Here is a 12,870-nt window from a genome sequence, read left to right as displayed (position 1 = left end):
CGTTCATGACATGAACGGAGGTGGAGTGTTGAAGGTTGCTTTTTTGTTTCCCGGTCAGGGTTCCCAGAAGCCAGGACTATTAAATGAACTGCCGGGCGACAACGCAGTCAAACAAGTGCTGGAAGCAGCAAGTGAAACACTGAATGAAAACGTATATAACCACCACTCAAAAGAATCACTATGCTCGACCAAGTCAGTACAGATTTCCCTTTTTACTGCTGGTATCGCAGGATTTAAAGCACTTGAAGCGGAAGGAATCATGCCAAATTTTGTCGCCGGACATTCAGTGGGCGGATTTAGTGCTGCAGTGGCTGCGGGCGTCATTGATTTTAAGGATGCTATAAATACCGTCAAGCTTCGGGCTGAACTAATGGAACGGGCATATCCTCAAGGATATGGCATGGGGGTTGTCATAGGCATGGCAGCAGATACACTACAATCACTTGTAAGCCAATATTTTGATGAAGAATTCCCAGTGTTTATGTCGAACAAAAATGCACCAGATCAAATAACTCTATCGGGAGCTTTGTCCGGTATAAACAGGATATTGAATGTAGCCAAAGAGAACGGGGCCCGCTGTGCTTCTTTGCTGAATGTCAGCACGCCATCCCACTGTCCACTTCTCTCATCTGTTTCACAAGAGCTCGGTGAAGCGCTTGACGATATTCCATTTCATCGTCCTTTGATTCCGTATGTAAGCAATCGGGGGGCACGGCTCCTGTTTAATCCGGGAGATATTCGACTGGACTTAGCTGAAAGCATCTCATCCCCTGTCCAGTGGCATGATGCTTCTACCGTTTTATACGAAAACGGAACAAGATTATTCATTGAAATGCCGCCAGGAAATGTATTGTCGCGTTTAGCAGCAAAAGGATTTCCGGATGCCAGAGTCATGTCAATATCCGAAAATGGCTATGATGATTGTCTGTATATAGCAAAGCGAGAAAAATCAAATGAATAAAGGAGGGCTGCCATGATGAAATCCGCGGGACAGGTAGTAAATCTAAATAGATCATGGACGAAACGCCTTGAAGAAAAGATAAAGCGTATGGACAGTGTGAAGGATCTCGTAAACGGGATGTTAATCCCTAATGATCGAATTGTGGACGTGATGGAAAAGGTTATTAGGCCTTATGATCGTGTAGTTCTTGAGGGAAATAATCAAAAGCAGGCCTCTTTTCTTTCAAAAGCGCTGGCACAGAGTGATCCAAAAAAATTGTTTGATTTGCATATGATAATGTCCAGTATTTCAAGACCGGAGCACTTGGATTTATTTGAATATGGCATTGCAAAAAAAATCGATTTTGCTTATGCTGGTCCGCAAAGTCTTCGCATGGCTCAAATGCTTGAAGATGGAAAGCTAACCATGGGAGAAATACACACATACATCGAACTTTATGGACGCCTTTTCATAGACCTGATTCCTTCAGTCGCACTGGTTGCTGCGGACAAGGCAGACCGACATGGGAATCTTTACACTGGCCCAAATACAGAAGAGACACCTACCATCATTGAAGCAGCCGCATTTCGTGATGGTATTGTCATCGTTCAGGTAAATGAACTGATTGATGAACTGCCACGTGTCGATATTCCCGCTTCTTGGATCGATTATATCGTTGTGGCAGATGAACCATATGAACTTGAACCCTTATTTACACGTGATCCCAGGCATATTACAGATATTCAGATATTACAGGCGATGATGGTCATTCGTGGTATTTATGAGAAACACGAAGTCCTATCGTTGAATCATGGTATCGGGTATAACACGGCAGCGATTGAACTGCTGCTTCCCACTTATGGAGAATCACTTGGATTAAGAGGGAAGATATGCAAACACTGGGCATTGAATCCCCATCCGACACTCATTCCCGCGATTGAAAGTGGCTGGATTGACAGCGTTCATTGTTTTGGCGGTGAAGTCGGTATGGAGAAGTATGTGGCGTCCCGCCGTGATATTTTTTTTACCGGACGCGATGGCACTTTGCGTTCGAACCGAACATTATCGCAGATGGCAGGGCAATATGCGGTCGATTTATTTATTGGGTCGACCCTGCAAATGGACAAGGATGGAAATTCTTCTACTGTAACCCGGGGAAGACTGGCCGGTTACGGCGGTGCGCCAAATATGGGTCATGACCCAGGGGGACGGCGACACTCAACTCCAGCGTGGTTAAATATGATGACGGCCGATGATCCGCTAGCTCGTGGAAAGAAATTGGTTGTTCAAGTTGTTGAGACCTTCCAAGCCGGTAATAAACCTATATTCGTAGAATCATTGGATGCTATAAAAGTCAAAGAAGATACAAGTTTCGCTATAGCACCCGTCATGATTTATGGGGATGATGTTACACACGTCGTTACCGAAGAAGGCATCGCTTATTTATACAAAGCGGACAGCATGGAAAAACGCAGAGAAGCGATTGCAGCAGTCGCAGGGGTAACTCCTGTTGGTCTAACACATGATCCGAAGAGAACTGATAGCCTGCGGCGTGAAGGATTGATCGCACTTCCAGAAGATTTGAACATCCGCCGGTCAGATGCAAAACGGTCTTTGCTGGCGGCTAAAAGTATAGAGGAAATCGTTCAGTGGTCGGATGGGTTATACGAACCGCCGGCAAAGTTTATTAGCTGGTAACCGGGAGGCGCAAAAATGAGTCATGCAAAAGAGACATTCAGCCGCAACGCAGCTGATTCAGCAGTTCATTCTTTAATAGAAGAAGTCGAACTGACACCGAAACCGGGCCTTGTTGATAGGGTCAATAACGGCGCCCACCTAGATTTGTCTATCGAACTCATGCGAAAATCCGCACGATCATTAAAGGAAACATTTGAACAAATTGCATTGATTAGCTACGGCAACAGTCCCTCACTTTCTTTAAGAGAAGAAATTGCGGCAATAGGCCGTAATGGAGAAAATAGAATGTTCGAAACTACCGGTGGCGTTAACACACATAAGGGCGCCATTTGGGCGATTGGTCTGCTGGTTGCAGCTGCAGCGATGGGAAAAGGCTGTTATGCAATAAAAGAAATTGTTTCACTGGCCGGTGAGACGGCCCGTTATCCAGATCGACATTGTCCTATTACCGCTACAAATGGCATGCTTGTTTCTGCAAAATACGGTGTAAATGGAGCAAGAGCAGAAGCGGAACAGGGGTTTCCTCATATTGTGCATGTTTCCATGCCAATGTTAAAGCAAGCAAGAGCATCCGGATTTTCGGAAAATGAAGCCCAACTATATTCACTGTTAGCCTTGATTGCTTCTTTGGATGATACATGCATTTTACATCGAGGCGGTCCTGAAGCACTTATATTCGCTAAAAGGCAAGCAGTTTCGGTGTTAACGAGTGGAAGTCTTGAAATGCTTAAAGCACTTGATGAAGAGTTTACGAGACTTAATATATCTCCAGGGGGCAGTGCGGACATGCTCGCTGCTACGCTTTTTTTGGATAAAATCCAAAGACATATAATCGGTGATGTAGTTCAAAAAGAAGTCGGGTCTATACATTAAGGGGGTACTTCATTTGGAAAGTTTCAAATACACATTTCCTGCAACACGAAAAATTGTCAATAAGGCGCACGTTGGCGTTGTTGGATCGGGTGATTTGGAAGTGATGATAGAGCCGTGCGAAGAATCACAGACCGTGGTGACCATCCGGACGGGAATCACCGGTTATAAAGACACATGGGAAGCAATAATTCAACGATTTTTCACACAGCATGATGTCGCTGCAAAAGTTACAATTAATGACTTTGGCGCAACACCTGGTGTTGTGACGATTCGCCTTGCACAAGCGCTGGAGGTGAGCTTTCTTGATTCAAACAAAAAGTAGTTTTGTAGAATGCAGTGGACGGGAAAGAGCGATGAATCTACTGGATGATGGAACATACAAAGAGCTTCTTGGTCCTTTTGATGGGCTGGAATCGCCTCACTTGGAACCTCAAGGAATCGTTCCGCAAAGTGACGATGGCGTCATTGTGGCTAAAGGTACAATTAATGGGGAACGGGCAGTCGTGATATCCATGGAGGGAAATTTTCAAGGCGGAGGTATCGGCGAAGTATCTGGTGCAAAAATCGCCGGTTCACTCGAAATGGCCTTAATAGATTGTGAAGCCGGAATAAAGACGATACCAATCATACTGTTTGATACAGGGGGAGTGAGGCTGCAGGAAGCCAATTATGGATTACTTTCCATTGCCGAAATTGGTTCAGCCATTGTGGCGCTTCGCCGCCATGTTCCTGTCATTGCTGTTATTCCAGGGAAGATCGGTGCATTTGGCGGTATGTCGATAACAGCCGGCCTTTGCAGTGCCATCATTATGACCAGAGAAGGCCGGTTGGGATTAAACGGACCTGAAGTGATTGAGCAGGAAGCCGGTATTCGCGAGTTTGATTCAAAAGACCGGCCACTGATTTGGGGTACACTTGGCGGAGAACAGCGAAGTTCGGCCGGTTTTGCGGATATATTAATTGAAGACGATACGGAGGCCGTAAAAACAGCCGTCTTTTCAATATTAAACGGTCACGTATCCTTTGAACCAAGATCAGAACAAATTAAGAGGTATGAGTCGTTTTTAAATGCAGCGAAACCGTTACAGCGGATAACGCCACAAAAAGTACGTAAGCTCTGGAATCAGTCTCGATATGATGTTATGCAAAAACAAAATGTTTCAAAAGGTGAAAAATATAATGGACGGGGACAGACCTGGTTTGATTTATTGAGTAATGGGATTCCTGAAATAGGCGATATTCCCTCCGTTCGAGTTGCTGATGCTTACTTGGGCAAGACGAAGGTGCGTTATATTGCTGTAGTACCCGATCCAAAGGGTCGCTTTCCAAGGGCAAGAAATGGGGAAGTAGGTTTACAGGAGGGTTGGTCAATTGCCAAGCATGTTAGGGAAGCGATTGAAGAAGATCGAAATGGTGAAAAACGCGCAATCGTGGCCATCGTCGATGTTCCGAGTCAGGCCTACGGTTATCACGAAGAACTGTTAGGCGTTCATCAGGCATGTGCAGCTGCCGTTTATGCATATGTCACCGCACGTTTGGAAGGTCATCCCGTTATTTCGTTCATACCGGGCAATGCCATTTCAGGTGCCTTTTTATCACATGGTATGCAAGCCCACCGGTTAATTGCACTTCGTGATCCCGGTGTGAATGTACATGTTATGTCAAAACAATCTGCTGCCCGAATTACACAAAGAAGTATAGAAGAATTAAAAGTCGCGGCGAAAAAAGTTCCAGCGATGGCATACGATATTGTATCATTCCAACAACTTGGCGCATTGCATTCGTTAGTAGATGGAGTAAATGCGGACAGGCCGGAACACAAGGACCGCGATGTTATTCATGAAGAAATAAAGGAAGCGATTTCTGACATAAAAATGACTGGTTCAGTAGATTTAAAAGTACGATTAACCTCTCCTTTTGCTGTATCAGGTGGACGTGCGGCTTCCATTTTAGTGAGGGAGAAGCTGAATGAACAATGGAACTAAGCCCACATGACTTGTTGAGGATTAAAGGCGCAGAAGAATTAATCAGCCATACCCCTATCCCGAATTGGGTGGAAGGATCTCTGGCAATTTCGCCATTTGTGGTAATCCGCCGTTCCCGTGCAGCAAAAGGACAGGTGGCGGTAGGTGTGCGAGGGACGGAAAGGAATAAAAGATTCGCAGCATTTTTACCAATTGATTCGATTCTCAGCAGGGTTTCTCCCGAACAGCTTGCACAGGAAAAAGGATGGCAGAACCATTCAAAAAAGATTTTTCATTGTTTAGATCGGATCAGTGACCTTTTGGATGTGGCTTCGCTAACGTGGGGGCCGACTGGAAGTGTTGGATTCGAACTCGCCACTGGACAAGAAGCAGTCACAGAAAAAAGTGATATTGATATTGTCATTCGAATTTCCGAAGAATTCACCATTACTATCGCTCAGAAAATTGAAAATGGACTGAAGAAACTTCCTTTTCGGATTGATATCCAACTGGAAACGAAAGAAGGTGCTTTTTCATTAAGTGAATATGTAAAGTCAGAAGGAAAGGAGGTATTATATCGGACGATGGATGGTCCCTTTTTAAAAGAAGTCACTCTTCGTTAATAGAGGACGCCTTGATCTGAAAGTGGTAATGTTTTTCTTCATCTCATTTTGGGTTTATTCATCTATTCAAAATAAGTAAAAACGTGTATTGGCAAGGAGTGATTGAGAAACTTTCTTTTAAGTAAAAAAACTTTTTCAACCATTATTTTTCAGAATAACCGCTTTATTAAAAGGGTTTTATATAAAACAACGGTCTTATGAAATATATGATCATTACATGATGAATTGATTTTACTCGATTAGTTTTTTTGAAAGGAGGTGATTCAAAAAGCCGTACGTTTTAATAGGGGGTTTTGGTTTTATTAGATTTCAACATGACAAAGTGCAAGCAATTCGAACAACATTATATGGTTGTCATTTAAAACGATTAAATTAGAAGGAGTGTTGGACAATGAAGCTGGGCCATTTTTTAAGCATGATTCCTTTTCTCGGAATGCTTTTTTCTCTTCCATTAGTTAATCGTGTAGAACCGTTTGTACTCGGATTGCCGTTTTTCATGTTTTGGATCGTTTTATGGGTTGTTTTAACGACATTAATTATGGCCATCGTTTTTAAACTTGACCCCGCCAATCAAGAAGGTGGTGATACGGAATGAATGCCTCACTCTTTGTGCTTTTCGGTTTTCTGCTGTTCATTATTTATACCGGAATAACTGCTAGAAAAGGTAAAGATATGAACCTGGAGCAATGGGCTGTTGGTGGAAGAGGGTTTGGAACGATTCTTGTTTTCCTTCTAATGGCAGGAGAATCGTATACAACATTTACTTTTCTAGGTGCAAGCTCTTGGGCTTATGGAAAGGGTGGACCTGCCTTTTATATAATCGCATATTTAAGTCTCATTTATTGTATTTTTTATTGGCTGTATCCAAACGTTTGGAAATATGCAAAAGATCACAGACTGGTGTCTCAATCCGATTTCTTTGCTAGTAAGTATAAAAGTCCATATTTAGGGGTTATCACTGCTCTTATTGGTGTCATTTCGATGATTCCTTACATCGTGCTTCAGTTAAAAGGTTTGGGCATCATTGTCTCTGAAGCGTCTTATGGTTTCATATCCCCTACTGTCGCAACTTGGATTGGAGTAATTTCGGTTACGGTTTACGTAATGATTTCTGGAATACATGGATCCGCTAAGACGGCTATAATCAAAGATATTCTAATATTTGGGGTGGTCGTATTTATCGGAATATATATTCCCTACCATTATTATGGTGGAATAGAGTCCATGTTCAGAGAGATTCAAGCTACCAATCCAGACTTTCTCAAGCTGCCTGATTTTGGCCTCGGAATCTCATGGTTTATTTCCACTGTCGTGATGACAAGCATTGGCGGATTAATGTGGCCCCACTTATTTGTAGCAACTTATTCGGCAACTGGGCCAAAAGCTATTCGAAAAAATGCCGTAATAACTCCGCTGTATACACTTATGTTATTGTTTATCTTTTTTGTCGGTTTTGCAGCGATTAAGCAAGTCCCTGGATTACAGGGTGCGGAAACTGACCTCGCATTACTGCGTATTTCCATACAAACGTTTGATCCTTGGTTTGTTGGGGTGATTGGTGCAGCCGGCTTATTGACTGCTTTAGTTCCAGGCTCAATGCTGTTGATGACAGCATCCGTAACACTATCCAAGAACGTATATAAAGTCATTATTCCAACAGCTTCAGAAAAACAAATATCAATGCTTTCTAAAATGTTGGTCCCTGTCATTTCGCTGATTTGCGTTTACTTTACATTTAACGGTGGCAATTCCATCGTAACCCTTCTCCTTATGGCATATAGCTTTATAACGCAATTATTCCCAGCAATACTGTTTAGCTTGGCGAAAAACAATGTAGTTACGAAACAAGGTGCAGCAGCTGGAATGATAGCTGGAGTCATCACAGTGGCGTATATAACGATCACAAATGCCTCCATTGGTACTATGCTGCCGGCCCTACCACAAGTATTGAAGGATTTGAATTCGGGTATTATTGCGTTGGGCGTAAACATAATCATCATGCTGATCGTAAGCACTTTCACCAAACAACTTCCAGTATCTTCAGAAGTGAAAAATTCCCACTTAATTTAATTCCCATTGTAAGAAAAATAGTAAATGGAAAGGACTATTCTTATGATGAAAACCTGCTTAATAGGTTCCAAGATTTACACCCTGACTAGAAATCCTCAGAGATCTTCATATGTACCCAGAACTACCCTTTCAAATGCCTATTATTTGTAAAGGAGTAACCGGAACATTTTTCTGGGTTGGAGGTAAGAACCCGGATAAAAATGCTATATATCCTCACCATCATCCAAAATTTGATGTAGATGAACAGTCCATGTTAATGATTGGAAAAATGTTCATTTCCATGTTTTTAGAGAAAACCACTACTATAAATTAGGTTGTCCAGTGAAACCAAAAGGAGGAGTTCAAATGAAAACTAGCAATATGATAGACCAAAAGGCAGGACATTCACTCAGAGAGCAAAAAGTGAAAGAAAGTATAAAAAACTCATTAAGAGATTTAACTGGCTTGGTAGGAGTTTCTGGTTCAGAACAAGAAGTTGTTAAATATATGAGGGACAATTTATTACCATATGCTGATGAGGTGGATGTAGATCGCAATGGCAATGTGATTGCGATAAAAAAAGGAAATGCCCCCGGGCCAAAATTGATGATATCCAGTCATTCGGATGAGGTTGGGTTTTGCGTAAAAAATATTTTACCCAATGGGTTTATCATGTTTGATAAGGTGGGAGGAGTTTCGGATCAATTATTGTTAGGGAGGAAAGTCTGGGTTACAACAAAAAAATTGCCTGGAATAATCGGGATCAAAGCTGGACACATGCAAACTCCCGAGGAAAGTAAGCGCGTTAAAACAACACGTGAATGTTACATAGATGTAGGGGCTTCCTCGAGAATGGAGGTTGAGGACCTGGGAATTAAAGTGGGGGATCCCATTGTATTCCAAAGTGATTTTATGGAAATGGTAAATAAAGATCTTGTATGTACAAAATCAGTGGATAATCGAATTCATTGTGCAATTTTAATAGAGTTATTTAAAGAATTACAAGGCGTTGAATTTGCCGGAACATTGTATGGTGTTGTAACTGTTCAAGAAGAGGTGGGACTACTAGGGGCCATTATGGTAGGAAATGCGATTGAACCTGATTATGCAATCGTCCTAGATACAATCCCAGCTGGTGATACACCTGATATCGATACGGAAATATCACTTCCCGTCTACCTAGGAAAAGGACCAGCTTGCCCTATTGCGGATGGGGTAAGAGGTACAATGGTATTCAACCACATCCACCCTAAAGTGAGAGAAATCATTGAAGAACAGGCAGCTAAAGCAAATGTATCCTTACAGATGATTACATTGGTCGGGGACGCCTATACAACTGATGCAGCCAGCTTGACTTCAGCGAATAAAGGGATACCGGTAGGAGTTCTTTCAACGCCGCGCAGATATTCCCACTCCCCGGTGGAATTAGTCAATCTCAATGATGCCGAAGGGGTATTGAAGATTGCAAAAGGAATCGTATTGGACAATGGAGGGAAAGATTTAGGTTTTATTTAACAGATTATTGTGTATAAAAAGAGTTAAGTTTCTTAAACTTTTCACTTTAGAAAATAACTAAAGGTTAGAAGGTGTTTTCCGCTTTCCAATGGCAAAAGAATATACCATACCGCCAATTACTTATCAATGATGGGAAAACTCAAATAAAAAGACAGCACTCTGGTTGTGAGTGTTGTCTTTTTTGTTACTAATTATTGTGTTTAAATTCTATTACTCATGGCTTATACACCGTCTAGATGTCTTACGCCATGTGGCGGTGCAATTATGTATCATTTTGAAATTTTCTGATTTTCATTTCAATGATATGCAATATGTGATATATTGCATATTATATATCTGTATTTAAAGGAGGTATAGCCGTTGAAGCAATCAAATTCTTCACAAAAAATTAAACGTACGTCTGTACGTGAAGAAGCATACATGATATTGCAGGATTGGATTGTCCAAGGGATCCTGACGCCAGGCCAAAAATTACGCGACAAAGAATTAGCCGAACAATTGGGAGTAAGCAGAACCCCTATTAGAGAAGCACTTTTAAGGCTTGAGGATGAGGGATTTGTCGAGACCAAGCCGAGCCGTTCAACCATTGTTTCCCCTATTTCATTCGAAGGGGTATTAAACATATATTCCCTTGTTTGGACACTGGAAAAGCTGGCTATGGAACAGGCTTTTGATTTCATTGAAGAAAGACACTTAATGGAGATGGAAGCCATCAATCATGAAGTGAAAAACGCAATCGACGAGAGAAATCAAATAGTTGCTGTCCAGAAGGATGATGACTTTCATTCCATTTACATCAATCTTTCTACAAATGATGAGTTGAAGCGGATTCTATCGGGACTCAAACAAAAACTTATACGAATGGAACTGTTTTATTTCAATCAGGTAAATGATGTTCACTTTTCCGTTGATGAGCATGATCAGATCATACAGACAATTAGGGGTGGGAACCTCACTATGGTGCTTAAGCAGATAGAAAAGAATTGGAAAGAGAGTTACTTTAGAATTCAAGCCCATACGGAACGTGTAATAAGTGGGGAAGAAAAGCATGAATAATGATACTTTAGTTGCTATATCACCTTCAAGAAATAAAGGGATTGCACTTGTACTGACTGGCGCTGCGTTATGGGGAGTGTCAGGAACGGCAGCTCAATATCTATTTCAGCAGCAAGGTTTCAGTCCTGAGTGGCTTACTGTTGTACGCTTGTTGCTTTCTGGAATCATCTTATTGGGGGTCGCTTATAAGAATGAACGACTGAAAGTATTTGAGATTTGGAAAACTAAAAATGATGCGCTTCAAATTATCCTTTTTGCCATTCTGGGAATGCTCGCTGTTCAATACACATATTTTGCAGCAATTAAACATGGCAACGCAGCCACTGCCACTGTCCTTCAATACTTGGCCCCGGCACTGATCACTTGTTATTTAGCCATTCGTTCCAAACGTTTTCCAAGCATTACGGTAAGCGTAGCTGTGATCATAGCGATTTTAGGCACTTTTTTGCTAGTAACGGGAGGAAGCATACGTACACTCTCCATTTCCGGGTGGGCAGTATTTTGGGGAGTAACATCAGCCTTTGCCTTGGCATTCTATACATTGCAGCCTTTTAAACTCCTTTCAAGATGGGGTTCAATGATTGTTGTGGGTTGGGGCATGTTGATTGGGGGCATATGCTTTAGCGTGATCCATCCCCCATGGGCATTTGAAGGCAAATGGACGTTATCTTCATTTTCAGCGGTTTTATTCATCATCATTTTCGGTACGATCATTGCTTTTTATTTTTATTTGGAAAGTACGAAATTCATCTCTGCTTCAGAGGTAAGTTTATTGGCTTCCGTTGAACCGTTATCCGCAACCTTAATATCCGTTTTCTGGTTGAATGTAACGTTCGGTTTTGCAGAGTGGCTCGGCACACTCTGCATTATAAGCACCATTACGATACTATCCATCGTAAAAAACAAGTAATGTCATTGGTAAACCGGGCAAAACCCTGCTGTAGTTATTTTTACTTGGCGATAAAAACCCATAGTCTACCCTGTAAGGGGAAGCTTAATTAGCATGAGTCATATTCATACACTTCTTTAAAAAAGCAATTACACTACATGTGAATTGCTTTTTTTGTTCTTACGGGTTTTACTCATACATTGAGCCATTCAAAAGTCGTTAATTAGACTGCTCAACATATATACAGCAACACTAATAGCCTATGTATTTCAACTAATAAAGGAGAAATGGCATGGAAATCGAAATATAAATACGAGTATGGCCGCAATTTTTCAATGAAGTGAAATCATGAATTAATTCAATGAATACAGAATGGGCTTATTAAATAGCAATTGATCTTAAGACTAAAATAGATCACAGCCTGTTCGATTCCAATCAGGCTGTGATCTATTTTATTAACCTGCGTCTTTATTCTATCTGTTATTGGAATGTTCCCAGTGAGAAAACTTTTATCGATTAAGGCTGTTGTCGAGATGGTCTTACAATAAACTCATTAACGGTAACATCTTCAGGTTGATTCAAAGCAAACAGAATCGTTTCCGCTATACGGGCAGGACTAATCGCAAAAGCATCATATAATTCTTCGAATGGACCTTTCAAGTCTGTATCAGTAATAGTTTGCGTTAATTCTGTTGCGATAGCTCCTGGAGAAACAATCGACACCCGAATATTACTTCCAGCCACAGCTTCCTCTTGACGTAACGTTTCACTAATCATATTTACCGCTGCTTTCGTTGCGCTATAAACAGCTCCACCAACATTGATTCCATGCGCTGCAATAGAGGAAATGTTAATGATGTGCCCTGCACTTTGTTTACGCATTTGTGGTAAGGCTGTAGCGATTCCGTTCAAGACACCTTTAATATTCACATCAATCATTTGATTCCATTCATCGGTGTGTAATTTATCCAGGGTCGATTGCGGCATTACGCCAGCATTATTCATCCAAGCATCAATACGTCCAAATGTATTCAAAGCCAGTTTTCCGAGGGCTTGAACATCTTCTAATGAAGTAACATCCGTCACTGCGTAAATACAATTTTGGCCGATACTTTCCTTAAGTTCTTTTAATCTATCATCGCGACGTGCCCCTAAAACAACTTTTGCACCATTTGCGGCTAACAATTTTGCAGTTGCTTCCCCAATACCACTAGATGCACCAGTAATTACAACAACTTTGCCTTCAATATTTGCCATTTTCTC

12 protein-coding genes and 1 pseudogene are annotated in these 12,870 nt (G+C 41.6%); 12 read left to right on the top strand and 1 reads right to left on the bottom strand.

Going from position 1 to position 12,870, the window contains the following annotated elements:
* Positions 1-28 precede the first annotated feature (28 nt).
* The 12 genes and pseudogenes from J7I90_RS02625 to J7I90_RS02575 all read left to right on the top strand — a co-directional run bounded on the left by J7I90_RS02625 (position 29) and on the right by J7I90_RS02575 (position 11,628).
* Positions 29-961: an ACP S-malonyltransferase gene (locus J7I90_RS02625; protein ID WP_214768268.1), complete on the top strand. Its 933-nt coding sequence runs from the start codon at positions 29-31 to the stop codon at positions 959-961.
* 15 nt (positions 962-976) lie between these two features.
* Positions 977-2,638: a malonate decarboxylase subunit alpha gene (mdcA, locus tag J7I90_RS02620; protein WP_214768406.1), complete on the top strand. Its 1,662-nt coding sequence runs from the start codon at positions 977-979 to the stop codon at positions 2,636-2,638.
* Positions 2,639-2,653: 15 nt separating this feature from the next.
* Positions 2,654-3,511 (top strand): triphosphoribosyl-dephospho-CoA synthase, encoded by an 858-nt coding sequence (locus J7I90_RS02615; protein WP_214768267.1) that lies wholly within the window; start codon positions 2,654-2,656, stop codon positions 3,509-3,511.
* 13 nt (positions 3,512-3,524) lie between these two features.
* Positions 3,525-3,833, top strand: coding sequence for a malonate decarboxylase subunit delta (locus tag J7I90_RS02610; protein WP_214768266.1), 309 nt, complete (start codon positions 3,525-3,527; stop codon positions 3,831-3,833).
* Entirely contained in the window at positions 3,814-5,496 is a 1,683-nt protein-coding gene (locus tag J7I90_RS02605; protein ID WP_214768265.1) for a biotin-independent malonate decarboxylase subunit beta, read from the top strand. Before J7I90_RS02610 ends, J7I90_RS02605 begins: the two co-directional genes overlap by 20 nt.
* Positions 5,487-6,098, top strand: coding sequence for a malonate decarboxylase holo-ACP synthase (locus J7I90_RS02600; protein WP_214768264.1), 612 nt, complete (start codon positions 5,487-5,489; stop codon positions 6,096-6,098). The genes J7I90_RS02605 and J7I90_RS02600 overlap by 10 nt, the downstream gene beginning before the upstream one ends.
* A gap of 391 nt (positions 6,099-6,489) precedes the next feature.
* On the top strand, positions 6,490-6,693 hold the full coding sequence (locus tag J7I90_RS02595) for a DUF3311 domain-containing protein (protein WP_214768263.1): 204 nt from the start codon (positions 6,490-6,492) through the stop codon (positions 6,691-6,693).
* Positions 6,690-8,168 carry a sodium:solute symporter family protein gene (locus J7I90_RS02590; RefSeq protein ID WP_214768262.1) on the top strand — a complete coding sequence of 493 codons (1,479 nt, stop codon included), beginning with the start codon at positions 6,690-6,692 and terminating at the stop codon, positions 8,166-8,168. The genes J7I90_RS02595 and J7I90_RS02590 overlap by 4 nt, the downstream gene beginning before the upstream one ends.
* Positions 8,169-8,331: 163 nt before the next feature.
* Positions 8,332-8,481: pseudogene (locus J7I90_RS27165) on the top strand (amidohydrolase); the annotation flags it as partial.
* Positions 8,482-8,513: 32 nt separating this feature from the next.
* The gene (locus J7I90_RS02585; protein ID WP_251025050.1) at positions 8,514-9,662 is read left to right on the top strand and encodes a M42 family metallopeptidase; all 1,149 of its coding nucleotides are present in this window, start codon (positions 8,514-8,516) and stop codon (positions 9,660-9,662) included.
* Between the two features lie 360 nt (positions 9,663-10,022).
* Positions 10,023-10,718, top strand: a complete 696-nt coding sequence (locus J7I90_RS02580) for a GntR family transcriptional regulator (RefSeq protein ID WP_214768261.1) — start codon at positions 10,023-10,025, stop codon at positions 10,716-10,718.
* Entirely contained in the window at positions 10,711-11,628 is a 918-nt protein-coding gene (locus tag J7I90_RS02575; protein ID WP_214768260.1) for a DMT family transporter, read from the top strand. The genes J7I90_RS02580 and J7I90_RS02575 overlap by 8 nt, the downstream gene beginning before the upstream one ends.
* A 495-nt stretch (positions 11,629-12,123) precedes the next feature.
* On the opposite strand, the gene J7I90_RS02570 is transcribed toward J7I90_RS02575, so the two are convergent.
* Positions 12,124-12,864, bottom strand: a complete 741-nt coding sequence (locus tag J7I90_RS02570) for an SDR family oxidoreductase (RefSeq protein ID WP_214768259.1) — start codon at positions 12,862-12,864, stop codon at positions 12,124-12,126.
* Positions 12,865-12,870: the final 6 nt, after the last annotated feature.

The organism is Bacillus sp. ISL-57 (assembly GCF_018613135.1).
GTDB lineage: Bacteria > Bacillota > Bacilli > Bacillales > DSM-1321 > Peribacillus > Peribacillus frigoritolerans.
The sequence above is the reverse complement of the archived record's forward strand: the minus strand, read 5'-3'. Positions and strand labels throughout refer to the sequence as shown.

What these genes read in the sequence shown, in the direction of transcription:
- mdcA (WP_214768406.1), top strand. Translation starts at nt 977, where the DNA reads ATGAAATCCGCGGGACAGGTAGTAAATCTAAATAGATCATGGACGAAA.
- J7I90_RS02615 (WP_214768267.1), top strand. Translation starts at nt 2,654, where the DNA reads ATGAGTCATGCAAAAGAGACATTCAGCCGCAACGCAGCTGATTCAGCA.
- J7I90_RS02600 (WP_214768264.1), top strand. Translation starts at nt 5,487, where the DNA reads ATGGAACTAAGCCCACATGACTTGTTGAGGATTAAAGGCGCAGAAGAA.
- J7I90_RS02595 (WP_214768263.1), top strand. Translation starts at nt 6,490, where the DNA reads ATGAAGCTGGGCCATTTTTTAAGCATGATTCCTTTTCTCGGAATGCTT.
- J7I90_RS02590 (WP_214768262.1), top strand. Translation starts at nt 6,690, where the DNA reads ATGAATGCCTCACTCTTTGTGCTTTTCGGTTTTCTGCTGTTCATTATT.
- J7I90_RS02585 (WP_251025050.1), top strand. Translation starts at nt 8,514, where the DNA reads ATGAAAACTAGCAATATGATAGACCAAAAGGCAGGACATTCACTCAGA.
- J7I90_RS02575 (WP_214768260.1), top strand. Translation starts at nt 10,711, where the DNA reads ATGAATAATGATACTTTAGTTGCTATATCACCTTCAAGAAATAAAGGG.
- J7I90_RS02570 (WP_214768259.1), bottom strand. Translation starts at nt 12,864, where the DNA reads ATGGCAAATATTGAAGGCAAAGTTGTTGTAATTACTGGTGCATCTAGT.